The organism is Mycobacterium sp. Panama NTM2, assembly GCF_054355555.1.
The window spans coordinates 1,752,279-1,776,547 of the sequence record NZ_CM135953.1 but is presented as its reverse complement, the minus strand read 5'-3'; the positions used below and the strand labels follow the sequence as shown (position 1 = coordinate 1,776,547).

Below are 24,269 nucleotides of genomic sequence, written 5' to 3'. Positions count from 1 at the left end.
CCCACTCTCACGGGGTGCGGCCCAGCATGGTGAGCACCGCCGTCGGCGAGAGCGCCAGTTTGGGGAGGAACCCCAGCGCGGGGCTCGCCTCGATCAGGTCGGCGAAATCCTGCTCGTCGTGGGTCGAGGTGAGGATGACCGCGGTGCCGGAAAGCCGCTCGGCGACGTCGAACCCGCTGTCGGCGCCCAGATTCACATCGACCAGAGCGACGTCGGGGTTCAATTCCTGCGCGCACTGCATGGCCTCGGCGGCGTCGGCAGCCACGCCGACCACCGTGATGCCACCGCGTTCGAGCACCGCACGCGCGGCGGCGCGGAAGTCGGCGCTGTCGTCGACGATCAAGCAGCGCGGACCAGTCATACGTCGAGTGTGCCTACGCAATGACCTGTTGGCATTCCCGTTAACGGTAATTCCCGCCATTAGGATCGGACAGTGACGTGGCAAGCCCTCCCCGCCCGATTCATCAGCCTGGTGGTGCGCCCCACCACCCGCCCGGTGTGGGTGGGCATTGTGGTGGCCTGCGCGTTCATCGTCGGCGAGCTGGCCGTGATCAATGCGCTCAAACTGGTCGCCCCTGACAACGCATTCGGTGCCCTGCTGCTGCTCGGCGTCCTGGTGGTGTCCGCGGGTTGGGGTTACGGACTGGCCATCGCGATGTCGATGGTCAGCGCGGTCGTCTACACCAACCTGCACCTCGAGGGGCGCGACAGCCTTGTCCCCGCCGTCGCGGTCTTCCTCACCCTGGCCCTGCTGACCAATCTGCTCGTAGGGCAGGCCCGGGTGCGCGCCGCCGAGGCCGTGCAGCGCCGGAGGGAAGCCGATCTGGCCGCCGCGCTGGCGCGAATGATGTTGCGCGCACCGTCGCTCCAGGACGCCCTCAACGGTGCCGGGCAGCGGCTGGCCGAGGCGTTGGGGCTGCCGTGGGCGACGCTGAGGGTGGGTGAGACCGAGGCGGCCGCCGATCAGACGGCGATCCCGCTGCGCGACGGGACAGCACAGAGCGGGACGCTGCTGCTCCCCCGCGGTGTGCAGCTGGCCTCGGCCCGCAGCGCCCAGCGCATGGTGCCCTCCCTGCAGGCGTTGCTGGCCGCGGCGTGTGACCGCGAGACGATCACCGCCGAACTGGAGGCCAGCCGCCGGGAACTTGAACGTTTCTTCGCGGTCGCGTCGGACCTGCTCTTCCTCGGCGAGGGCGAGTACCTGACGCGGGTGAATCCTGCGTTCGAGCGCACCCTCGGTTACTCCGCCGCAGAGCTCGCCGCCCGTCCGCTACGGGACTTCATCCATCCCGACGATCGGGACGCGACGGCTGCGGCGTGGGCAGCGATCCCGCCGACGGACGGGGCCGCCCAGTTCGAGAGCCGGTGTCTGTGCCGCGACGCCGGGGTGCGGTGGTTGGAATGGAACATCGTCTCCGACCGCGGAGTGCTGGTCGGTGGTGCGCGTGACGTCACCGAGCGGCGCCTCGAACAGGACCGGCTCCGGGTGGCGCGTGCCCAGCAGGCTGCGCTGCGGCGGGTGGCCACCCTGGTGGCCCGGGGCGCGCCGCTGCGCGACGTCTACGACGCCGCTGTCGCCGAGCTCGCGCACAGCCTCGGCGCCCAGCACGTCACGCTGCTGACCTTCGACCCCGACGACGCCGCGGTGGTCCAGGCGACGGTGGATACCACGGGCAACGCGGGTTTCGCTGTCGGAGAACGGCTTTCACTCGATGGAGACAGCATCGCCGCCAGGGTCCGGCGCACCGGCGCGCCGGCGCGCATGGCGAGCTACGCCGGAGTCGACGGGTCCATCGCGGCACGGCTGCGGGCCATGAACGTCTCCGAAGGGGCGGGCGCGCCGATGGTCGTCGAGGAGTCGGTGCGCGGCGCCCTGGTCGTGGCGGCGCATTCGGCCGCGGGCGTCGTCGAGGCGGCCGAAACGCACATCGGTGACTTCGCCGATCTGATCTCCACGGCGATCGCCAACGCCGAGACACGCTCGGAGCTCAAGGCGTCACGCGCACGCCTGGTGGCCGCTGCCGACGAGGCGCGGCGCCGCTTCGAGCGGGACCTGCACGACGGCGCCCAGCAGCGGATCGTGTCGCTGAGCCTCAAATTGCGGGCAGCCGAAGCGGCATTGGCGCACGACGATGCGCTGCGCGGGCAGCTGTCTCACGCTGTCGAGGGTCTGGCCGGTCTGCACTCGGACCTGCAGGAGCTCTCCCGCGGTCTGCACCCCGCAGTGTTGTCCCGCGGCGGCCTTGGACCGGCAATGCGCAACCTCGCTCGCCGGTCGACCGTCCCGGTCGAGCTCTCCGTCGACGTCGAGCATCGGCTGCCCGAATCGATCGAGGTGGCGGCGTATTACGTTGTCGCCGAGGCGTTGACGAACATCGCCAAGCACGCCAACGCCGAAGAAGCGACGGTGCAGGTCGACCTGTCGGCGGACGCTCAGAGCGCAGAAGTGCTGCGGCTCTGCGTGTCCGATGACGGCGACGGCGGCGCCGACACTTCCGGCGGCTCGGGCCTGACGGGACTGCGTGACCGTGTGGAGGCACTCTCGGGCACCATGACCGTGGAGAGCCGTCCCGGCGACGGGACGCGGATCACCGCGACGATCCCGATCCCCTGACGGGGTGATTCACAGCGTGTCCGGGCAGAGGTAACGTCTCGCGGCGTCGACCATGCCGTACACCTGATCAGGTGTGATCGGGTTCTGGTCCATGGAGTGTCGAGTGTGGCTATTGATCAACAACATGCGCTGCTGATCGAGCACCGTGTAGCCGTTGTGCAGGTTGTTGCAGATGTTCTGGCCCGCAATCAGATTGCTTCGGTCCTCACGGGCGTTGTCGTCGATGTGGCCGTGGTAGGAACTGATACCCAGCTCGGACATCGCGTTGAGGAAGGCTTGATCGTCGGCGCTGGCCGGAGCCGCGAGAACAAGGGCCGCCACGCCGAGGCCTGCCGCGAGTAGCGCCCTCACCAGAAGACCTGCTCAGGTGGAGGTGCCGGTGCGACACTGTTGTCAGGCCACCGCCAGTTGCAGCTGCCGCTGTTCCACTTCGCTCCACCGAACCACTGGCAGTGATAGTGCATTCCGGCCAGCAGTGGTGGATAGTTGCAGAATTGCATGCTCAACGGGCCGATCCCGCCGCCACCGGAGGTGCCCGGGTAGTTGCAGACGCCGGGACCTGGCAGGGTGAACCCTGGCTGGGCGTCGGCAACGGGTGCTGCCAGTACGGCCGCGGCGAGGGCAGCGCCTGAGACTGCGCCCGCCAACAGTGTGGTGATCTTTCGTGCCATTGCTCCCCCGCTACTCGTGTTCGGAGCCGACCGCAGTCCAATTCGACTGACCTCACCTGGTGCGGCGGCTGCCTCACAGTCACGTGCCGTGCTTGGAGTTTTCTTGGAGTGGCGACACGGCACGATCCAAAGGGCTGAGTAGCACCTTGATCTACCGGAAGTGTCGGACCATCTCGCTATCCTGATCGGCTATGGCCACCGAGATCACCGTCCGCGGTTCTTTCTCCGCGTTCCATCCCGCTGAGCGCGGTACCGCCTACGTCGCCCTCGGCTACGAGGGCCGGGAGATGGAGCCGGTGTATCAGCGGGTGGTACGCGAATTCGAGCAATTGAAGTCGTCGGTCGCCACCCTGCAACAGGACGGCGCCGTCACATGGTGGTCGGCTGAGCAGTTACGGACCTGGTCCAGCCGCCCCTGGAACCAAGACGGTAATCAATTGCCGCTGATGCATCATGCCAATGTCGGTATGGAGGTCAAGTTCCGCGACTTCGGATCACTGGCCCGGTGGGTCGGTCAGCAGATCGCGGGCATCGAGGGCTTCAGCCTTCAGCGCGTCAAATGGTCTCTCACCGACGAGCGCCGGGAACAGTTGATCGTTCAGGCGCGCACCCGCGCCGTTCGCGACGCTTCCACGCGCGCACAGCAATACGCCGATGCACTGGGACTGGACAAGGTGCGTCCTGTCGCGATCGCCGACGCGGGAATGCTCGGCTCCAACCTGAGGCCGATCGGGGACGAGGTTGTCGGCTCGGTGCGCGCTGCAGTCGCACCGCAGGGGTCAGCCGTGGAACTCGTTCCGAACGACATCGAGATTTCAGCCCGGGTGGATGCGCAATTCATTGCCGACGACAGGCATGCCTCATCGATCACCACCGGCGCCTCTGTTCTCGATGCCTCAGAAGACGCCACAAGCGATGAAGCCGCGACGGCGATGCAGCCCCCCGCGGCCGAGGCCCGTTGGCAGATCCATGGACCAGCGGCTGACCGGCCCTCAGTCGAGGCGTGGGCAGACGACTACATCAGATTCGAGGGCCGGCCCCCATGGCAAGACTCTCTTCGGGCCGAGATCCGGGCTCGCTGCGGCGAACTCGAACCATCGGCAGATGAGGTGCTACACGCGACGTTCTTCGGTCGTAAGCACCCGAAGGCTGACGTCGAGAACCTCGTCCTCTACAACATTGATTCCTTCCGGGTCGCCGGCCGCAACGGGATTCGCTTCGAGCACGGTGCTGCGGTGCCGGCAGCCGCGGACAACGGTCAATACCCGTTTTGCTACCGCTACGCGCTCGCGCCGCGATCGGACGGCTTCGCCCATTGGGAATCCGGTTCGACACTGGCCTCGTTCGACTGGGTCGACCTCGGCACGTTCGCAGGCGAGAAGAAGCTCGCCCAGGTGTGGCTGGCGCTGGCGCGCGCGAAGGTGCAGGTGATGGAGCAGACCCGGGAGCCTGAAACGCCTTTCGCGGTCAGAGTCCGCGTTCGTCCACCACACGTGCAGCAGCCGCTGGTGTTGGGGAACTTGGTCAAAGGAATCGTCGACGGGGTGATCTGTGCGTTCCAGGCGCACATTGACGCGTCGGTCCTACCCGAGGTCGTTGCACGGCTCGCGAAGTCTCTCCCGGCAGATGGTGAAGAGATCCGGCAGCATCTACTCGATCAACGCCGGGCCGTGCTCGGCGCCGTACCGCGGCTCGTGTCCCCTTACCAGTCGGGCGTCAAGTGGGACCCTGCCGACCACATGTGCGTGGCCGGCGAACTGCTCTCTGCGAAACCGGCCGGTGCAAGCTGGACGATCAAAGGTGAGCTCGTTGAAGTCTCCCGCTGACTCCGCGGGAGACGAGACATCCCCCTGGACCCGCTGACCCTCTAGAAGTCCCAGTCCTCGTCCTCGGTGACCACGGCCTTGCCGATCACGTAGCTGCTGCCCGACCCGGAGAAGAAGTCGTGGTTCTCGTCGGCGTTGGGGCTCAGCGCGGACAGGATCGCCGGGTTCACGTCGGTCTCGTCACGCGGGAACAGCGCTTCGTAGCCGAGGTTCATCAGCGCCTTGTTGGCGTTGTACCGCAGGAACTTCTTGACGTCCTCGGTCAGCCCGACCTCGTCGTAGAGATCCTGGGTGTACTCGACCTCGTTGTCATACAGCTCGAACAGCAGCTCGTAGGTGTAGTCCTTGAGCTCCTGGCGGGTGTTCTCGTCGGTCAGCGCGAGCCCGCGCTGGAACTTGTAGCCGATGTAGTAGCCGTGCACGGCCTCGTCGCGGATGATCAGTCGGATCATGTCGGCGGTGTTGGTGAGCTTGGCCCGGCTGCTCCAGTACATCGGCAGGTAGAACCCGGAGTAGAACAGGAAGCTCTCGAGCAGGGTGGAGGCCACTTTGCGCTTCAGCGGCTCGTCGCCCTTGTAGTAGCGCATGACGATCTCCGCCTTGCGCTGGAGGTTGGGGTTCTCCTCGGACCAGCGGAACGCGTCGTCGATCTCGGCGGTCGAGCACAGCGTCGAGAAGATGTTGGAGTAGCTGCGGGCGTGCACCGACTCCATGAACGCGATGTTGGTGTACACCGCCTCCTCGTGCGGCGTGAGCGCGTCAGGGATGAGGCTCACCGCGCCGACGGTGCCCTGGATCGTGTCGAGCAGAGTCAGGCCGGTGAAGACCCGCATCGTGAGCTGCTTCTCGTGGGCCGTCAGCGTGTTCCACGACGGGATGTCGTTGGACACGGGCACCTTCTCGGGCAGCCAGAAATTGCCGGTGAGGCGCTCCCACACCTCGGCGTCCTTCTCGTCCTGCAGGCGGTTCCAGTTGATCGCGGAGACACGGTCGATCAGCTTCATTCCCTCGGACACCTGGACCCCATTTCGCCGGATTTCACCTGTGTGAGCTGTTCTACAGGCCGCCACCGACAGTACAACTTGTTGGGTCGCAAAACGGCTTCCGACGCCACATCTTGTGGTGGCGTGTCGCATCCTCACCTCGGGGACGCCATCGGTCATTAGGCTCACCGCCATGTCATCGGGCGCGCCGCCACAGGAGGTGCGGTTCTGCCGCAGTGCGGACGGCACCCGCATCGCGTACGCAATACACGGCAGCGGCCCACCGCTGCTGCTCACCACGTGCTGGCTCAGTCACCTGGAGTTCGACTGGGAGAGCCCGGTGTGGCAGCACTTCCTGCGGGATCTGGGCAGTATCGCGACGGTCATCCGCTATGACGAGCGCGGCTTCGGCATGTCGGACTGGAACGTCACCGACTTCAGTCTGCCCACCCGCGTCGCCGATCTGGCGGCCGTCATCGACGCGGCGGAGGTACCGCGCTGCGCCATGATCGGGATGTCGCAGGGCGGTCCGGTGGCCATCGCCTACACCGCGGACAACCCGGACCGCGTGAGCCGCCTCATCCTCTACGGCACCTATGGCGTGGCACGCCGTGACGATGAGGCCGTCGACCTGGAACACGCGTTTCAGCAATTGATCAAAGTGGGGTGGGCGCGGCCCGAGAGTACGTTCCGCCGGGTCTTCACCGACCTGATGATCCCGGGCGCGTCACCAGTTCAGGCCGGTTGGCTCGACGACCTGCAGGCGCGGGCGACCTCGACGGAGAATGCGATGCGTTCGCGCGCGGCTCGCGCGGAGGTGGACGTGGGTGCGTACTTGAGCCGGATCACCGCGCCGACGCTGGTGGTCCACGCTCGGGGCGACCGCATGAACCCGTTCGCCGATGGGCGGGAACTGGCGGCGCGGATCAGCGGTGCGCGTTTCGTCGCGCTCGACAGCGCCAACCACATCACCCTCGCTGACGAGCCCGCCTGGGAGGTCTTCGTCGCCGAAGTCACCGCGTTCCTCGCCGGTGAGGGCCTGCATCCACCCAGCTCGCCTGCCGCCCTGCAGACTCTGACCAGCCGAGAGCTCGAGGTGCTGCGCCTGGTGAGTCAAGGCCGGGACAACGCGGAAGTCGCCGCGGCCATGGCCCTGTCGATCCGCACAGTCGAACGTCACCTGACCAGCGTCTACACGAAGTTGGGTGTGGCGGGCAGATCCGCCCGCGCGGCCGCCGTCGCCCGCCTGCTCAGCCGTTGACCTGCGTGCCGGCCGCCATCGTCGCCGCCGAACACCCACCCGAAGTCGGCGGTCGACACCGATTCCGCGACACCCACGAATTCCTAACGTTCCCTGTGTCAGCACACCGCTCACAAGGGAGACGAGATGAACACCGACCGCAAAGCCGCACTGACGGTGACCACCGGACTGGAGGACCCCGAAAAGGTGACCGTCGCCTTCCTGGTCGCCGTCGGCGCCGCGGAGTCCGGGCGCCCCACCATGATGTTCCTGGCCAAAGAGGCCGTCCGGCTGGTGGTGGCGGGCGTTGCCGTCGCCACGGCCTGTGAGGGATGCCCGCCGCTGTCAGAGCTGATCGAGCGCTATCGCAGTGCCGGCGGGCGCTACCTGGTGTGTCCGCTGTGCATCAACGCCAAGAAGCTGGACCCGGCCACCTTCATCGAGGGTGCAGAGGCCGGGGGAACTGTGCAGCTGTGGGAGTGGATCGGCGATGGGGCAACGACATTCAGCTTTTGAAGCGATGCGGCGACGACGTCGCCGTGGCCGTCCGCGCCGCGCTGCTGAGCGGCCCGCCCTCAGGCGACCTGTTCGCGCCGGGTGACGCCTTCGTGCAGCGGCAGATCCGGGTCGATCCGGATGCCCAGCACCTCGCAGGTGCCGTTGATCGAGCCGAGCATGATCGTGGTCAGATAGTCGACGAACGTCTCCGCAGGCAGCCGTCGCGGCGTGTCCTGCTGGGCGCCCAGCCACCAGTCCGTCGCCGACGCAGCGGCCCCGAATGTGGCGAATGCGGCCAGCTCGAACGCCGCACCGTCGAGCTCCATGTCCTGCAGCTCGTGGCTGAACATGTCGGCCATCGCCAGCGTGATGTCGCGGCCCTCGTTCACCGCGCGGATCGCCGATTCGCTTTCGGCGAACCGGCTCTGCATCAGGAACCGGATCACGTTCGGGTGTTCGTCGACCAGCCGCACGTACTGCTCCACGGCCCGGCGGATGATGGTGTGCGCCGGGTCGGTCGAGACGTTGATCGACGGGAAGATGGCCGACCACAACATGTCCCGCATGCGCTGCCCGATCGCCTGGAACAGATCCGATTTGTCGGTGAAGTGCCGGTAGATCTTCGGCTTGGCCGTGCCCGCCTCTTCGGCGATCTCCCGCAGCGACACCTCGGGGCCCTGTCGGTCGATCGCCCGGAACGCGGCGTCGACGATCTCGGACCGCACCTTCTTGCGGTGTTCGCGCCAGCGTTCACTGCGGGCGTCCACCTTGACGCCCGGCTCGTCGGCTGCGCGCCCTCGTGGCCCTCGTCGCACGCGGTCACTCTACCCGGTGTAATACGGCTGACCTGCCCTGACCGCGCGACGCGGCGCGGGCGTCACGAACACATCATCACGGCCGTGCCGCGCGGCGAGCCCCGGAATCGGTACTATCTCGGGCGACAGCCGCGCAACGAGACGAGAGATATGACGCAGCGATACGACCTGGTCATCGCAGGCGGGGGGCCGTCCGGATCGGCAGCCGCATGGCAGGCCGCCCAGACCGGAGCGAACGTGGTGGTGCTCGACAAGGCACAGTTCCCGCGGGCCAAACCGTGTGGTGACGGCCTGACCGCGCGCGCCGTGAGCTACCTGCAGAAGATGGGACTCGCCGACGAGGTGGCCACCTACCACCGGGTCAACAGGGTGACCGTCTACAGCCCCAGCCGCTGGGAACTGTCGTTCCCGACCCGGCCCGGTATGCCCAACCACGGGCACACCGTCAGCCGCGAGCACCTCGACACGACGCTGCTCAAGCACGCCGAATCCGCCGGGGCCGAGGTGCGCCAAGGCGCAGAGGTGGCCGGGCCGGAGGTCGACGCCAACGGACGCGTCATCGGCGTGGTTCTCAAGAGCGGCGAGAAGGTCTACGGCGACGCGGTGATCGCCGCCGACGGCGCGTACTCCCCCATCAAGCGAGCGCTGAAGATCGACTCCGAGTACAACGGCTATTCGGCGATCGCGATCCGCTCGGAGATGCCGGCCAACCGCGCGGACTCCGACAGCCTCGACATCTATCTCAAGCTGCAGTTCCAAGGTGACCAGCTGCCCGGATACGGCTGGGTCTTCCCGATGGGCAACGGCATCTTCAACATCGGCCTGGGCTACGTCAACAGCTACAAGAACTGGCAGTCGATCAACGCGACGCAGTTCCTCGGCGACTTCCTGCGCACGCTGCCCCGCGAATGGGACCTGCCGCCCATCGAGGAGCTGAAGAAGAACAAGAGCGTGCGCGCCTGGCGGCTGCCCATGGGCTTCACGGCGTGGCCGGCGTGGCGCCCGGGAGTGCTGTTCACCGGCGACTCGCTGGGCGCAGGCAAGCCCGCCTCCGGCGCTGGCATCTCCAAAGCGCTGGAATCCGGACTCGCAGCCGGTGAGTGCGCGATCGCCGCGCTGACCAACGGCGGCCCGGACGACTTCACCAACTACGGCCAGCGCATGGAAGCCGCATGGGGCCGGGAGTACAAGCGCGGCAGGTACTTCCACAAACTCGCGGGAATCCCCGCCGTCGCCAACAACGGCATCAAGCTGATCGACAACGCCTTCTTCCGCGACCGGATGCTCAAGGCTCTGTACAAGAAGGCCCAGGGCCCCCAGCACACCTACTGAAACCACCCCGCCGCAACGTCGGCGCCCCGCCGGGTGTTGGAGTGACAGTCCGCACCCGGCGGTGTGGTTTTCACCAGCAGGCACCCTCTCGACCCCGCGATCACTAGACTCCCCGGCGTGCGGCCCGCGAACAGCCTGGCGAACGGCGTCGTCGGCCGCGCCGCCGCGACGCGCACCGCACTGTGGGCACTCACGGGCGTTCTGCTCGGATATCTGGCCGTGATCGCCGCCTGGCCGCAGCTGCGCGAACGGATGCCGACGGGGATTCGCTGGTTCGGGGCACCGAACTCCGCGGTCACCATCGGGATCGTCGTCACGGTCATGATCCTGCTCGGCCTGACACTCGCCCGCCGCTCGCCGGGCCGGCGGTCGGACGCTCCGGTCGCCATCGTCGCAGCGCTGGCGGTCGGCACGGCCGTCCTGGGCATCGCCTCCTACTGGCGCTGCCAGGACGATCAACATCCCGACGTCTTCACCCCACTGCTGTGGACGGCCGCCCTGGTCAAAGGAGGCGATCCCGCCCGCAGCCTGAGCGGCGGCAGCTGCCCCTCTCCTATGCCGGTGGCTCTCAACATCGCCCAGATCTCCGCTCTGGCAGCGCTGTTCATGTCGATCGTCGGCGTCGCGATGGCGCTGTTCCGGTCCCGATTCGACCGCCTCCGAGTGCGTCTGGCGCGCTCGGTCACCGTGGTGGTCGGACTCGACGAGGACTCGCTACCTCTGGTGCGGGCGGTGGCGCACACGGTGCGACGGGGCCGCGTGCCGGTGGTCATCACCGACAACGACGACAGTGACCTCGCCGCGCTCGCGCGCGCCGCCGGCGCCCGCGTGCTCGCCGTGGCTGTCGACCAGCCCGAACCGCTTGTCGCACTTCCCCTCTGGCACAAGATCGACCGGCTCTACCTGCTGGGGCCGGATCCGTCGACGAACCTCCTGCGGTTGCGGTGGATCACCGCACACGGCGGTGACGAGCGGCAGCGAATCCCGTTGATCGTCCGGATCGACGACCCGTGGCAAGCTGCGGCGTGGCGAGCCCAGCACTTCGGCGGCGCGCACAACCGCTGGGCGGCAGACACCGTCGGAATCTACGAGGTGACCGCACGCCGCCTTCTCGACCGCATCCTCACGGGTGCCCGCGTGCAACGACTACTGGTGTGTGGCTCGTCGCAGCTGACCACCGCGCTCTGCGCCGACATGCTCACCCGGCGACTGGAACTCGAGTACCGCGGCCGCGGACACCTCCCCGACCTGTACGTGGTCACCGGCGATGCGATCCAGCACCAACGCGACTACGAATTCACCTGCGACCAACTGGGCCATCCCGACCGAGCCTCGGACGTCATCGCCGTCGATGCCGACCCCACCTTCGACACGGTGAGCGAACTGATCGCCGGCGGCGATCCGACGACGACAGCCCTGGTGTTCGTCGACAGCGCCGAGCACACCTCGACGGCCACCCGGATCGCAGCACGCCTGCCCGACACCGTGATCCACGTGCACAACCCTCTGGCCGACGCCACCCAGGAACGGGTCGCGGTCGTCGGGCGCCTCTACACCTACCGACTCAGCCTCGACCTTCCCGGCGGTCAGGCGCACGACGCCTGGGAACGTGCCGCGGCGTTGATCCACGACCGCTACGTCGGCGATGCCGGCACCGGAGCCACCGCGGTTCCGTGGAACCGACTCGACGAGTTCTATCGCGAATCGAATCGTCGACAGGTGCGCAACGCGTTGTGGATCGTCGAGAAGATCGGGGGGCACACCTGGAACTGCTGGGGACACCCGTTCGACGGCGTGACACCGGCCGAGCTGAAGGGCCGGCCACCTGCAGAGCAGTTGCGTCGCCTGGGTTTCGACCGACCCACGGCCGAGGCGATGGCGCGTGCCGAACACGAGGACTGGTGCCGGTACTACCGCGGCCACGGCTGGCGGTTCGGAACGCGCCGTGACGACCGCACCAAGGTGCACGACAAACTCATCGACTGGTCGCAGGTCTCGTCCGAGCCCGCACTGCTCGACGACGCGTTGCGCAGTTTGGCCGCGACGCTGATCACGTTGCGGGAACTGGGATATCGCTCCCTCCCGGCGCCCGCAGCGGGCTGGGCGCCGTATCGCAGAACCGGCGCGGTGCTCGCCGAGCAGCGCCCGGCCGGATGGACGTGGACCGCACCCGACGGATCGACGTTGACGGCGCAGGCCGGGGACTGGGAAGTGCGCGAGGAATCGGGTGGTGCGCCCTGGTCGGTGCGTGACGACATCTTCCACGCCACCCACCGCCACCTCGGTGGGCGACGCTGGCGCCGCACCGGCACCGTACTCGCTCGGCCCGCGCGCGACGGCGAGGCCGTCGAGACCCTGGAGGGGTCGATCACCGCACCCGGCCAGTCATGGCTCGTGCAGGGTGACCACGGCGACGTCTGGGCGGTGCCCGGCGACGAGTTCCGGCGTCGCTACGAGCCGGTGACTCAGGACAGGTCGAACGCGGCAGGGAAATGATCGGGCTGCACCTGCCGTGCCGCAGCGGCCACTCCGATCCGGGACAGTTGTGCGAGGTTGCGCGGATTGTCCATCGCGTACAGCTCGTCGCAGGCGGCCTGATCCAGGTTCAGCCCGAGATTGGCTCTGAGCCACTGCGACTCGAGAGCCACCTCGTAACGCAGATAGCTGATCATGTCGGGGCCACCGCCGAGCCGATCGTCGCGCAGATCCCCGACTTCGCCGTCGATCGACCACGCCGTCGGACTCGATGACATCCATTGCAGCACAGCCTGTCCCAGCCAGTTCGCGTCCGCCATGATGGACAGCATCGACTGCGCGGCCAGGACGACCGCCGGCATGTCCATGACGTCGGTGGCCGGCATCTGCACCGGGCGCAGTCCGGTGCCCGCGGACACCAGCAGCAGCCTGTCGGCGCCGAACGGCCACGACAATCCGTAGCCGCCGCACGTCGCGAGCATCAGCATCTGCAGCGCGGGGTTGTTGTAGGGACTCACCCCGCCGTCGACGAAGGCTCCGGAGGTGCCCGGTGCGATGTGCAGCAACTCCGGTTCGAAATAGTGCGGCGCGGCGGTGCTCGCGCGAACGATGTTGCGCAGCAAAAAATCCTGGTTCGGATAGCTGCCGTCGTCGCCGGCGAAATACCTGCCCCGTGGGCTGTTGTGCAGTAGCCACGGACTGCCCGTGTCCAGCCGTTTGGTCATCACCATGAGCCCGGTGCGCACCTCGTCACCGCCGAGCGTGACGTCACCGAAGTGCCGGTCCAGGGCGTCGAGCAGCGGCTGTTTCGGGAACTTCGCACCGAGCAGCCCGAAGCGCAGCAGGCCCTTGTCGAACACCTTGTCGCCCAACGAGCGGTACAGCTCGACCAGCTCGTCGACCGCGAAGCCGAGCGCCAGCCCCGTCGCGATGATCGAGCCGGTCGACGTCCCGCCGATCAGGTCGAAGTAGTCGGACAGCCGGAAATCGGGATCCCCGCCATGACGGTCGCGCAGGATCTCCTCGATACGGGCGAGGTAGCCGAGCGTCAACGCGCCGCGGATGCCGCCGCCGTCGAGGGCGAGGATGCGCTTGGGTCCATCGCCGAGGAGGTGCTGGTCGCGCGTACGGTGCTGCATGGTCACCTCTCAGTCCGGTGCGATCGGGAGATCAGGGCATCCGGGCATGTAGTCGATGTCCGGTGACACCCACTCGTTCCATTGCCTGCGGCTCATGTTCGCGGTGAGCTTGGCGCACAGATCGTTCGGCGAGGCGGAAGCGGTGTGCACCCGTATGGTGGCGTCGTTGCTCGCGGTCGCGAAGCCGGCACCGTCGGGGTTGTACGCAACGCTGGTGACCCGTTGTTGATGACCGCCATAAGGATCTGCCAACTGACGACCGGTCGCGACATCCCAGAGCCGGGCGGTGGTGTCTGCGCTACCGGTGATCAACCGGGAGCCGTCGGGGCTGAAGGCGAGGTCGAGCACCTCGTCGGTGTGCCCGGCGAGGGGTTCCCCGATGGTCTCCCCGGTGCCCGGGTTCCATCTGCGGACCGTGGTGTCGTCGCTCGCGGACACGAGCAGGGTTCCGTCGCCGTTGAACACGAGTCTGCCCACCCTGTTCGTGTGGCCCTCCAACGTCACCTGGGACGACTGGTCGTCGCCGCCGATCGGCAACACGTACACGCTGTATTCGGACCTGCGGCTGGTTGCCGCGCGATCCCACGCCGGTGACAAGGTGATCGCTTCGATGTCGGGGATCGCCTCTCCGATTCTTTCACCGGAACCGGCGTCCATCACGCTGGCGTTGCCGGCCCAGTCGAGCACGCTGAGCCGACTTCCGTGCTGGTTGAACTGCAATGTCCGCACGGATGCCCTCTCGCTGGTCTCGAACCGTCCGACCTGCTGCCGCGACCCCAGATTCCACACCACGACCGTTCCGCTGTCGCCACCGGCCGCAAGCAGGGTGCTGTCCGGGCTGAAAGCCAACGCGTACAACGGGACTCCGACATCGAGGGGTCGGCCCAGCAGCTGATGGCTGACGGGATCCCACAGCCGGACGGTGCCGTCCTCGCTCGCGCTGGCCAGGAATTCGCCGTCGGGGCTGTAGCCGATGTCGCGAACTGCGGCGGTGTGCCCCAGCAGCGGTTGGCTTTTCATCGGGTCCCAGATGCGCACCGTGCCGTCGCGGCTGGCGCTGGCGATGTGTCGACCGTCGGGGCTGAAGCGGATACCCCAGACTCTGCCTTCGTGGCCGAACAGGGCGTTCCATTCGAATGCCCCGGTCTCGGCGTCCCACAACCGCAGTGAGGAGTCGGCGCTGCCGGTGGCCAGCACCTGGCTGTCGGGACTGAACGACACCGCCGTCACCGAGTTGAAGTGACCTTCCATCGGTTCACCGACAGGTTCGCGCGTCTGGGCATCCCAGAGCATGAGTGAATCGCCGCCGCTGGCGAACCGACGGCCGTCGGGCCGAAATGCCACATCGTTGACCAAGCCCCCGGCGTCGATTCGTGGCCCCACCGCCGTTCCCGTCGCGGCGTCCCACATCTGCAGGGTGCCGTCCTCACTTCCGGAGAGCAGTTGGCGGCCGTCGGGGCTGAATGCGAGCGCACTCACGTACTCGCCATGCCCGCTCGGGATTTCGCGTACTGCGGAACCGCTGGCCGTATCGATGATCTGGATCACCCGATCCTCGCCCACGGTGGCGAACCGATCACCGTCCGAGGTGAACGCGATCGTGGTGAGAATCTCAGTGTCGCTGTCGATCTCGCGTGTCAGTGACAAGCCGTCCGCTGCGAAGATGCGTATGGTCCCGGCCCCGTCGACCGTCACCAGCGAATCACCGTCCGGGCTGTAGGCCACATGCGCCATGCCGGTGTGATCGGGCATCGGATCACCGATCGGCTGCCCGGAATCGGCATCCCAGACTCGCACGTATCCGTCGACCCCCGAAGCGGCGATGCGTCTGTTGTCGGGACTGTAGGAGACATCGACCATGAGCCCCTGTGCAGGGATGATCTTGGCGGTGTTGCCGTCCTGTTCGACGATGGTCGTCAGCGCATAGTCATCAGGTGTAGCCGCCAGCTCGCGTGCGACCAGCAGCTGCTGCAGTGCCCGGGTGTCGGTGCCCCCACGGGTGCCTTGCATCATCGCCAGGGCGTCGCTGGTCAACCGGGCACTCGTCGCTTCGCGGAACTGCCGCTGCGCTTCGTTGCTGGCGGAGTTCGCCCTGACGAAACCGATCGCGGCGATCACCGCGACGATGGCGGTGACCGCCACCACGGCACGCAGTACGCGGCTGCGCTTGCGCAGAGTTGCGGTGTGGCGCTCGGCCACCGCCTGCTGCTCCTGGGCATAGCGGGCTCGTTCCTGCGCTGCGGCCAGCTCATCCTGACGGCGGCGCTCCTCGGCCTCGCGGCGTTGCGCCTCGCGCGCATGGGACGCATCGAGGTAGTCGTGGATCTCGGCGAGTCGTTGCCTGAACTCCGGTTTGTTCGCCAGCACGGTGGCGTCTGCGAGCCGGGTGCCCTCCAGCAACCAGGCGGGGTCGTGTCCGCTCGTTCGCCAGGACTGGGCGCTGCGGATCACGTCGTCGGCGTCGCGCAGGTCCTTGTGCTCCTCGCGGAGCCAAGCCGCAAGCTGCCCCCACTGTCGCAGGAGGCTTTCCAGGGCGACCTCGACCACCGGGGTTCCACCACGAACGTCTTTGACCATCAACCGTTCTGCAACCATCGCGTCGATCAGCGGGCGGCTCTGCGGTGGCAGATCCGACACCTTCGCCACCCGCCGCATGGGCTGCCCGCTGTCGGGGTTGATCGTCGCGAGCCATGGGATGAACGCCTGCCGCAGGATCTGAAGTTGTCGGGTGCGCTCGTTCGGGTCACGCGAGAGGACCTGATCGATCTCGGTCTCCACCACGCGCAGCATCCCGCCCAAGCTGTCGTAGTGACTGGAGGTCAGTTCGCCTGTGCTCCCGTAGTCGGCGTAGAGGCGCGCGAGGGTCAACGCCAGCATCGGCAGGGTGTCTGCGCCGACTCCGGCGTCCGTCAGCAACCGATCCACCAGCTCGGGATCGATCCGCAAGGGCCGCCCGTTGCCGCTGGCGCGTTCCGCGGGTCCGACGATGACCTCTTTGAACTGGGTGGGCGGCATCGGTTTGAGTTCGTCGAACAGGGCGGTACCCAGCCCGCTCAGTTGCGGGTGCGTCTGCAGGGTCTCGAATCGGTCCGTGCGGATCGTGGCCGCGACGAGGAGCCCGAGGTCGGCGCGGTTGACGCTGTCGATCACCTGCCGCAGCAGAGCCAGGAACCTCTCCCCGCTGTCGCTGGTCTCGGCGTTGAACAGTTCTTCGGCCTGATCCAGCGGCAGCACCAGCGTGGGAGCCGAAGCGTCCCTGTCGTCACCGCGCTCGAGCAGTCTGTCGGCCGCAACCTGCCGAATCTCGGACACCCATTGCGCGACCGCAGCCGCATCGCCCGCTGCGCAGGCCGCCTTGATCTCACCGAGGCTGGGCGCTGAGAGACCGAGCTGGGCGCGGGTCGAGCAGATCGATGCCGCGAAGCCCGCGTCCCCGGAGAGCACGTCACGTTCGGGGCGCACGATGTCCATCACGACGAATCTGCGGTCTTCGCGCCGCAACCGCGGCAGCAGTCCGGCGCGCAGGAAGGACGACTTGCCGGTGCCCGACGGTCCCAGGACCACGAACAACGACGTCACGGCGGACAATCGCATACCGCGCAGGGTGTCCAGGGCGCGCACGATCTGGGCGTCGCGGCCGAAGAACACCGCTGCGTCGGCTTCGTCGAGCGGTTCCCATCCGCGGTAGGGCGCCCGGCCGGGATCCCCCGGTGGCGGCCACACGAACGAGTCCGCTCCGATGCCGGCGCCCCGGATTCCGTCGCGCAAGCGATAGAGCCCCGCGGTGGAGAACTCGACCGGGTCGCCGTCACCGACATCGATCGACGTCTTGGGCCCGTCGCCGAAAAGGTCGCAGCGTTGCCATTCTGACGTGAGGTCGTTCCCCGTGGACGGTTCGAGACGCACGACGAAGATCTGCTTGTTGAGATTCTCGGCGGTGCGGTATTCGACCTTGCACTCGTGGGAGGCTTCCCAGTTGCGCGAGAGCAGGCAGACGACCGCCTCACACCTGTTGTTAGCTTGCCGTAGCGCGTCTTTCCAGCGCGTGCCTGTCTGAAGACCTGTCTGGGCATCGACATCGAGAAAGATCTCGTTTGCCAGTGGGGGCGCCTGGTCGACCAGCCACTGCTTGAGTGCGATCGCCTCGCGGGTGTCTCGACTCGAATGACTGAGAAAGATGCGTGACACGTGCTCGCCCCCCGACAGGATTTGACGTTCAGGTAAGGCTAGTGCAGTCGTCGTTGCTGCGATCGATGATCGCGGTGCGAAACCTGGTCCTGTCGGGGTGCGGCGTTACCGTCGCGACATGGAGCAACGCATCAGCTTGATCACGCTCGGTGTCGACGATCTCGCGCGGGCCCGCCGGTTCTACGAAGAAGGCCTGGGCTGGCAGCCCCACGACGCTCCCGATGGCGTGGTGTTCTATCAGCTGCCCGGTATCGCGTTGGCGTTGTTCGGCCGCGCTGATCTGGCCGCTGACGCCCACCATCCCGTCGACGGCCGGTTCAGCGGCATCACCATTGCGATCAATCAGCGCTCTGAAGCCGACGTCGACGCCGTCCTCGAACAGGCCGTCGCCGCGGGTGCCACGCTGCTCAAGCCGGCCGAACGAGTGTTCTGGGGTGGCTACTCGGGCTACTTCGCCGACCCCGACGGGCACGTCTGGGAGGTGGCGCTCAACCCGGCGTGGACGATCAACACCGACGGCACGCTGACGATCTAGCGCACCGAGGCACCGATGATCTCGTCCGCCACCCAGTGCGCGACGCCCTGCGGGTAGGGCGCCGAGAGCATCAGCACGAGGTGCTCGAAGCCGGCATCGACCGCTTCGACGATTGCTTTCCGGGTGTCCGCGGGGCGCTCGTAGGACACCGGCAACGCGATGGAGCGGCGAATCTCGGCCGGGTCCCTCCCGATGTCCACGCAGTAGCGATCCAGCATCGCGCTACGGTCGGCGGCGTCGGCGATGTCACCGCCTGGAATGTTCCAGATGTCCGCGTGCTCGGCGACCACCCGCAGTGTCGCAGCGGCTCTGCCACCGATGACGATCGGCGGGTGAGGCCGCTGAACGGGCTTCGGGTTGCCGAACGCTCCGGTCACCCGGTGGTGGGCGCCGGCGAAGTCGAACGGAGTATCAGCGGTCCACAGCCGTCGCATCATGGCGCAGGCCTCGGCCAGGCTCGCCACCGCATCGTCGGCGTCTGAGTACGGCAGGCCGTGCGCGTCGTATTCACGCCGAGCGAGGGGGTGGCTGGGTGGCGAACCCGCGCCGATCCCGAAGTCGAGCCGCCCACTGGACACCACGTCGACCGTCGTCGCGATTTTCGCGAGCATTGCCGGAGGCCGGAAGCGGTTGCTTGTCACGAGCAGCCCGACCCGTAATCGCTCGGTCTGCGCGGCAAGCGCCGACAACAGAGTCCATCCCTCGAAGATCGGGCCGTCGAGGCTGCCCGCGATCGGCAGGAGGTGGTCGAACAACCACGCCGAGGCGATGTCGGGCACGCCATCGGCCTCGAGCCACACCCGCAGTACGTCGCGGTAGTCCACCTGTTGCGGGGCGGTCATGAGTCCGAACTCTGGGTGCGACACGGCGTCGGTCCTTTGTCTCGTGGCCCGGTCGGGCTGGCATGATCGGAAACGGAACACTGTTCCCGTTCGAACGATACGGAGCGATGTTCCGTTTTCGCAACCCCGACAAGGGAGGGCCATGGCCGAGGCAGAGGGGCCACGCAAGCGGGCCGATGCGAGGCGCAACGAGCGCACCCTGCTCGACGCCGCCGCAGCGGCCTTCGTCGACTCCGGCGTCGAGGCACCCGTGCGGGACGTCGCCGCCCGCGCCGGTGTCGGCGTGGGCACCATCTACCGCCATTTCCCCACTCGGGCAGACCTGGTCATCGCCGTCTTCCGGCACCAGGTGGAGGGCTGCGCCGTAGCGGGAAGCGCTCTGCTACAACAGCATTCGCCATACACGGCGCTGCAACTGTGGATCGACATGTTCGTCGACTTCCTCGTCACCAAGCACGGCCTGGCAGCGGCCCTGCAGTCGGACAACACCCAGTTCGAGGCTCTGCACACCTATTTTCTCGACCGTCTACTGCCCGTCGCGACCCGACTGCTGGAGGAGGCAGCCGCCGCGGGCGAGATTAGGGCAGACGTCGACGCGTACGAATTCCTGAGGGGCGTCGGCAATTTGTGTGTCGGAGCCGAGAAGGATGAGCGGTATGACGCACGCCGGGTGGTCGGCTTACTCGTCGCAGGCCTCACGGCGTCGCGCGCGCCGACGGTCTGAGTGCGCGCCCGACGTCAGCGAACCCGGCGGCCTGGCTTGCCGGGCTTGCCGGGCTTGTCGGGCTTGCGGGCGACCTTGCCGGCAGCGGCCCGCGCGGCTTGCTTGGCCAAGGTCTTCTCGCGCGCGGTCCGCTTGGGGGCCGGCTCCGTCTGACCGCGCGAGGAGCCAGCCTTGCGGCCGCGAACGACGCCGATGAAATCGTCGACGAGTGCCGATTGCGGCCCCTCGGGCACGGCGAGCGCGACGGCACAGGTGGGCGCGTCGGCGATGGGCCGGAAGGTGACGTCGCGGCGGTGATGCAGCCGCGCCAGCGATTGCGGGACTATCAGCACGCCCGTTCCGGCGGCGACGAGTTCGATTGCCGCTGCGGTGTTCTCGGGTCGATGGGCGGCGGGGTCACCGGGTGCGTCGGGCCAGTCGACGACGTCGTGGTGAGGCACGAGCCGTGGTTCGTCGGCGAGGTCGGCGGCGGTGATCTCGTCCGCGGCGCTCAGCAGGTGATCCGCTGCGACGACGGCCACGGTGGTCTCCTCGTAGAGCGGAATGACCGCGAGCCCTACGGTGTCGGTGGGCAGGCGGAGCACCGCGACGTCGACGGCACCGGCGCGCACCGCGTCGGCGGCGTCGGCCGCGGGGATCGTCGTGAGCTCGAGCCGGACCTGGGGATGGCGCTGCGCCCACTTACGAGCCCATTTCGCCGGCGTCCCTCCTGGGACGTAACCGACGGTGAGCGAGGGCGGATGCACGGCCTCAGGCTACCGATACCCTGAGCGGCATGAGCAGGCCCAATTCGCAGTCGATGAAGCCCGCCACGGCGGCCAAGAAGTTGGACGTCTACCTGCCGGCGACGCCCGAGGACTTCCAGAGCAGCGCCATCACCCGCGACGAGCTCGCGGCGCTGCAGGCCGATCCACCGCCATGGCTGCAGGAGCTGCGCAAGAACGGCCCGCACCCGAAGAACCTGGTGGCGGCCAAGCTCGGTGTGTCGATCGCGGGGCTGGCCCGCGGCGGGGTCACCGAGGCGCTGACCACCGAGCAGATCGACGCGTTGCTGGCCGACAAGCCGGACTGGCTGTTGGCCGAACGCGAGAGCTACCAGAACGTGCTGCGCGAGGACCGACGGCTCAAGGCGTTGCGCACGGAGCAGGCCGCCGGCGATTGACCGCCGAAAGTGAAGTGTCATACGCCCGTCGCGGCGTGTCGCGTATGACACCGCACTCTGGTCGGGCGTCAGCTACAGCATGCAGCTGACGCAATTTTCGACCTCGGTGCCTTGAAGCGCCATCTGCCGAAGCCGGATGTAGTAGAGCGTCTTGATTCCCTTGCGCCAGGCGTAGATCTGCGCCTTGTTCACATCGCGCGTGGTGGCGGTGTCCTTGAAGAACAGCGTCAGGCTCAGCCCCTGATCCACGTGCTGCGTGGCCGCGGCATAGGTGTCGATGATCTTCTCGTATCCGATCTCATAGGCATCCTGGTAGTACTCCAGGTTGTCGTTGGTCAGATACGGCGCCGGGTAGTAAACGCGACCGATCTTGCCTTCCTTGCGGATCTCGATCTTGCTCGCCACCGGGTGGATCGAGCTGGTCGAGTGATTGATGTAGCTGATCGACCCGGTCGGCGGAACGGCCTGCAGATTCTGGTTGTAGATGCCGTGCTCCTGCACCGACTCCTTGAGCCGCTTCCAGTCGTCCTGGTTCGGGATCCGGATGCCGGCGTCGGCGAAGATCTGCCGCACCTTGTCGGTGGACGGCTCCCACACCTGGTCGGTGTACTTGTCGAAGAACTCCCCCGATGCGTACTTGGAGCGCTCGAACCCGCCGAACGCCCGACCCCGTTCGATCGCAATGCGATTCGATGCCCGCAGCGCGTGGTAGAGCACCGTGTAGAAGTACATGTTGGTGAAGTCCACGCCTTCTTCGGACCCGTAGAAGATCCGCTCGCGGGCCAGATACCCGTGCAGGTTCATCTGCCCCAGACCGATGGCGTGGGATTCGTTGTTGCCCTGCTCGATCGACGGCACCGACGTGATCGACGTCTGGTCGCTGACCGCGGTCAACGCGCGAATCGAGACCTCGATGGTCTGCGCGAAGTCCGGCGAATCCATGGCCTTGGCGATGTTCAGCGAGCCGAGGTTGCAGGAGATGTCCTTGCCGACCTTGGAATACGAGAGGTCGTCGTTGAACTCCGACGGCGTGGATACCTGCAGGATCTCCGAGCACAGGTTGCTGTGGGTGATCTTGCCGTCGATCGGGTTGGCCCGGTTCACCGTGTCCTCGTACATGATGTACGGGTAGCCGGATTCGAACTGGAGCTCGGCGAGGGTCTGGAAGAACTCGCGGGCCTTGATCTTGGTCTTGCGAATCCGTGCGTCGTCGACCATCTCGTAGTACTTCTCGGTCACCGAGATGTCGGCGAAACCGACGCCGTAGACCTTTTCCACGTCGTAGGGCGAGAAGAGGTACATGTCCTCGTTCTTCTTCGCCAGCTCGAACGTGATGTCGGGGATGACGACACCGAGCGACAGCGTCTTGATGCGGATCTTCTCGTCGGCATTCTCGCGCTTGGTGTCGAGGAACCGGTAGATGTCGGGATGGTGGGCGTGCAGGTACACCGCACCGGCGCCCTGGCGGGCACCCAGCTGATTGGCGTAGGAGAACGAATCCTCGAGCAACTTCATGATCGGGATGACGCCCGAGCTCTGGTTCTCGATGTTCTTGATCGGCGCGCCGTGCTCGCGAATGTTGCTCAGCAGCAACGCCACTCCGCCACCGCGCTTCGACAGCTGCAGTGCCGAGTTGATGGAGCGACCGATCGACTCCATGTTGTCCTCGATGCGCAGCAGGAAGCAGCTCACCGGCTCGCCGCGCTGCTTCTTGCCCGAGTTCAGGAACGTGGGGGTGGCCGGTTGGAAGCGGCCGTCCATGATCTCGTCGACCAGCTTCTCGGCCAGCGTCGTGTCGCCGGACGCCAGCGTCAGCGCCACCATCACCACACGGTCCTCGAAGCGTTCGAGGTAGCGCTTCCCGTCGAACGTCTTGAGCGTGTAGGAGGTGTAGTACTTGAACGCGCCCAGGAACGTCGGGAACCGGAACTTCTTGGCGTACGCGCGGTCCAGCAGCGTCTTGACGAAATTGCGCGAGTACTGGTCGAGCACCTCGCGCTCGTAGTACTCCTTCTCGATCAGGTAATCGAGCTTCTCGTCCTGACTGTGGAAGAACACCGTGTTCTGGTTGACGTGCTGCAGGAAGTACTCCCGCGCCGCCTGCACATCCTTGTCGAACTGGATCTTGCCGTCGGCGTCGTACAGATTGAGCATCGCGTTCAGGGCGTGGTAGTCCATCTCGCCCGGAAGCGCGTGCACGCCGGTGGTTACAGGTTCTGCAGCTGTGACGGTTGGTGGCACGTCTGGTCCTTCCAGAAGTCTTGTAATCCTGCGCGAACGGCGAACACATCGTCCGTCGTCCCCATGAGTTCGAACCTGTAGAGAAACGGGACGCCGCACTTACGTGAGACGACGACCCCGGCGTAACCGAATTCGGCGCCGAAATTGGTGTTACCCGCGGCGATGACGCCGCGGATCAACGACCGGTTGTGTTCGTTGTTGAGAAAAGCGATCACCTGTTTGGGGACGTATCCTCCGCGATCGGGATCGGGGCCGTTGGCGTGCCCGCCGCCATAGGTGGGCAAGACCAGCACGTACGGCTCGTCGACCTGGATGCGCTCCTTGAGAGGGATCCGGATGGCGGGCAGTTCCAGCTTCTGCACGAACCGATGCGTGTTCTCCGACACGCTCGAGAAGTAGACGAGGTTGCTCACGCCTCTGCTCCTCTCGGTCGATTCGTCGGACAGGGGTCTCTAGGCGGTGACGGCGGATGCGCCGGCGAGCGCCTTGATGCGGTCGGGACGGAACCCCGACCAGTGGTCGTTACCGGCCACGACGACCGGCGCCTGCAGGTAGCCGAGGGCCATCACATAGTCCCGCGCTTCCGAATCCACGCTGATGTCGACCACGTCGTAGGCCACGCCCGCCTTGTCGAGTGCCTTGTACGTGGCGTTGCACTGCACACAAGCCGGCTTGGTGTACACGGTGACAGTCATTTACGGGCTCCCTCAGCGAAAGTTTTCATCAACAACGGGCGTTTTCCTGGTCACTACGCACCCCAGCCGGCCGGGCGATTCACCCTCCCTGGTCTCAACGTCGATCCGGGAGGAGAACTTCCCCCCGGAACCCCGCCGAGCGCAGATCGCGTCTCTCGTCGCTCTCCACCCTAGGGCACTAGATGTTGTGCCTCGTTAGTAGAGCACACACAAGATGATCGTAATAACACGTTTGGAATTTTGCCTGGTCACCGCGGTGTGTCGCGGCGATTCTGGCGTGTCGCAGATC

At 66.7% G+C, this 24,269-nt stretch carries 21 protein-coding genes; 9 read left to right on the top strand and 12 right to left on the bottom strand.

Annotated features, from left to right (window positions below; all coding sequences use genetic code 11):
• Positions 1-7 precede the first annotated feature (7 nt).
• The gene (locus ACXYX3_RS08410; protein ID WP_458611357.1) at positions 8-361 is read right to left on the bottom strand and encodes a response regulator; all 354 of its coding nucleotides are present in this window, start codon (positions 359-361) and stop codon (positions 8-10) included.
• Between the two features lie 72 nt (positions 362-433).
• Between ACXYX3_RS08410 and ACXYX3_RS08405 the strand changes: the two genes are divergently transcribed.
• Positions 434-2,614 (top strand): sensor histidine kinase, encoded by a 2,181-nt coding sequence (locus tag ACXYX3_RS08405; RefSeq protein ID WP_458611355.1) that lies wholly within the window; start codon positions 434-436, stop codon positions 2,612-2,614.
• 9 nt (positions 2,615-2,623) lie between these two features.
• Here the strand turns inward: ACXYX3_RS08405 and ACXYX3_RS08400 are convergent, their stop codons facing one another.
• Complete coding sequence (locus tag ACXYX3_RS08400) at positions 2,624-2,965, bottom strand: DUF732 domain-containing protein (RefSeq protein WP_458611353.1); 342 nt, start codon at positions 2,963-2,965, stop codon at positions 2,624-2,626.
• Positions 2,962-3,285, bottom strand: coding sequence for a hypothetical protein (locus ACXYX3_RS08395; protein WP_458611351.1), 324 nt, complete (start codon positions 3,283-3,285; stop codon positions 2,962-2,964). Before ACXYX3_RS08395 ends, ACXYX3_RS08400 begins: the two co-directional genes overlap by 4 nt.
• Before the next feature lie 191 nt (positions 3,286-3,476).
• Here ACXYX3_RS08395 and ACXYX3_RS08390 point away from each other — a divergent pair, with 191 nt between their 5' ends.
• Positions 3,477-5,111 (top strand): SIMPL domain-containing protein, encoded by a 1,635-nt coding sequence (locus tag ACXYX3_RS08390; protein WP_458611349.1) that lies wholly within the window; start codon positions 3,477-3,479, stop codon positions 5,109-5,111.
• A gap of 41 nt (positions 5,112-5,152) precedes the next feature.
• Here the strand turns inward: ACXYX3_RS08390 and nrdF are convergent, their stop codons facing one another.
• The gene (nrdF, locus tag ACXYX3_RS08385; protein WP_458611347.1) at positions 5,153-6,115 is read right to left on the bottom strand and encodes a class 1b ribonucleoside-diphosphate reductase subunit beta; all 963 of its coding nucleotides are present in this window, start codon (positions 6,113-6,115) and stop codon (positions 5,153-5,155) included.
• A gap of 172 nt (positions 6,116-6,287) precedes the next feature.
• On the opposite strand from nrdF, the gene ACXYX3_RS08380 reads away from it, so the two are divergent.
• Complete coding sequence (locus ACXYX3_RS08380) at positions 6,288-7,355, top strand: alpha/beta fold hydrolase (RefSeq protein ID WP_458611345.1); 1,068 nt, start codon at positions 6,288-6,290, stop codon at positions 7,353-7,355.
• Between the two features lie 126 nt (positions 7,356-7,481).
• Positions 7,482-7,850, top strand: a complete 369-nt coding sequence (locus tag ACXYX3_RS08375) for a DsrE family protein (protein ID WP_241203993.1) — start codon at positions 7,482-7,484, stop codon at positions 7,848-7,850.
• A gap of 59 nt (positions 7,851-7,909) precedes the next feature.
• On the opposite strand, the gene ACXYX3_RS08370 is transcribed toward ACXYX3_RS08375, so the two are convergent.
• Complete coding sequence (locus ACXYX3_RS08370; RefSeq protein WP_458611342.1) at positions 7,910-8,647, bottom strand: TetR/AcrR family transcriptional regulator; 738 nt, start codon at positions 8,645-8,647, stop codon at positions 7,910-7,912.
• Between the two features lie 150 nt (positions 8,648-8,797).
• On the opposite strand from ACXYX3_RS08370, the gene ACXYX3_RS08365 reads away from it, so the two are divergent.
• A complete protein-coding gene (locus tag ACXYX3_RS08365; RefSeq protein ID WP_241203991.1) occupies positions 8,798-9,979 on the top strand; it encodes a geranylgeranyl reductase family protein in 1,182 nt (393 codons plus the stop codon).
• 117 nt (positions 9,980-10,096) lie between these two features.
• The gene (locus ACXYX3_RS08360; RefSeq protein WP_458611340.1) at positions 10,097-12,475 is read left to right on the top strand and encodes a hypothetical protein; all 2,379 of its coding nucleotides are present in this window, start codon (positions 10,097-10,099) and stop codon (positions 12,473-12,475) included.
• On the opposite strand, the gene ACXYX3_RS08355 is transcribed toward ACXYX3_RS08360, so the two are convergent.
• Together ACXYX3_RS08355 and ACXYX3_RS08350 are read right to left on the bottom strand one after the other, a co-directional pair.
• Positions 12,445-13,593, bottom strand: coding sequence for a patatin-like phospholipase family protein (locus tag ACXYX3_RS08355; RefSeq protein WP_458611338.1), 1,149 nt, complete (start codon positions 13,591-13,593; stop codon positions 12,445-12,447). The two genes, ACXYX3_RS08360 and ACXYX3_RS08355, sit on opposite strands and share 31 nt — an antisense overlap.
• Before the next feature lie 9 nt (positions 13,594-13,602).
• Positions 13,603-17,781 carry an nSTAND1 domain-containing NTPase gene (locus ACXYX3_RS08350; protein WP_458611336.1) on the bottom strand — a complete coding sequence of 1,393 codons (4,179 nt, stop codon included), beginning with the start codon at positions 17,779-17,781 and terminating at the stop codon, positions 13,603-13,605.
• A 118-nt stretch (positions 17,782-17,899) separates the two neighbouring features.
• Here ACXYX3_RS08350 and ACXYX3_RS08345 point away from each other — a divergent pair, with 118 nt between their 5' ends.
• Positions 17,900-18,316, top strand: a complete 417-nt coding sequence (locus ACXYX3_RS08345; RefSeq protein ID WP_458611334.1) for a VOC family protein — start codon at positions 17,900-17,902, stop codon at positions 18,314-18,316.
• Here ACXYX3_RS08345 and ACXYX3_RS08340 read toward each other — a convergent pair.
• The gene (locus ACXYX3_RS08340; RefSeq protein WP_458611332.1) at positions 18,313-19,158 is read right to left on the bottom strand and encodes an LLM class flavin-dependent oxidoreductase; all 846 of its coding nucleotides are present in this window, start codon (positions 19,156-19,158) and stop codon (positions 18,313-18,315) included. The two genes, ACXYX3_RS08345 and ACXYX3_RS08340, sit on opposite strands and share 4 nt — an antisense overlap.
• Before the next feature lie 142 nt (positions 19,159-19,300).
• Between ACXYX3_RS08340 and ACXYX3_RS08335 the strand changes: the two genes are divergently transcribed.
• Entirely contained in the window at positions 19,301-19,882 is a 582-nt protein-coding gene (locus ACXYX3_RS08335) for a TetR/AcrR family transcriptional regulator (RefSeq protein ID WP_458611330.1), read from the top strand.
• 14 nt (positions 19,883-19,896) lie between these two features.
• Here ACXYX3_RS08335 and ACXYX3_RS08330 read toward each other — a convergent pair whose 3' ends face one another.
• Positions 19,897-20,628 (bottom strand): LysR family substrate-binding domain-containing protein, encoded by a 732-nt coding sequence (locus tag ACXYX3_RS08330; protein WP_458611328.1) that lies wholly within the window; start codon positions 20,626-20,628, stop codon positions 19,897-19,899.
• 29 nt (positions 20,629-20,657) lie between these two features.
• Here ACXYX3_RS08330 and ACXYX3_RS08325 point away from each other — a divergent pair, with 29 nt between their 5' ends.
• A complete protein-coding gene (locus ACXYX3_RS08325) occupies positions 20,658-21,044 on the top strand; it encodes a DUF5997 family protein (RefSeq protein WP_458611326.1) in 387 nt (128 codons plus the stop codon).
• A 72-nt stretch (positions 21,045-21,116) separates the two neighbouring features.
• Here the strand turns inward: ACXYX3_RS08325 and nrdE are convergent, their stop codons facing one another.
• From nrdE to nrdH, 3 genes are read right to left on the bottom strand one after another with little or no spacing between them, the layout of a single operon-like run.
• The gene (nrdE, locus tag ACXYX3_RS08320) at positions 21,117-23,285 is read right to left on the bottom strand and encodes a class 1b ribonucleoside-diphosphate reductase subunit alpha (protein WP_458611324.1); all 2,169 of its coding nucleotides are present in this window, start codon (positions 23,283-23,285) and stop codon (positions 21,117-21,119) included.
• Complete coding sequence (gene nrdI / locus ACXYX3_RS08315) at positions 23,252-23,698, bottom strand: class Ib ribonucleoside-diphosphate reductase assembly flavoprotein NrdI (protein WP_019514555.1); 447 nt, start codon at positions 23,696-23,698, stop codon at positions 23,252-23,254. Before nrdI ends, nrdE begins: the two co-directional genes overlap by 34 nt.
• A 39-nt stretch (positions 23,699-23,737) precedes the next feature.
• Complete coding sequence (gene nrdH, locus ACXYX3_RS08310; RefSeq protein ID WP_241203980.1) at positions 23,738-23,980, bottom strand: glutaredoxin-like protein NrdH; 243 nt, start codon at positions 23,978-23,980, stop codon at positions 23,738-23,740.
• Positions 23,981-24,269: the final 289 nt, after the last annotated feature.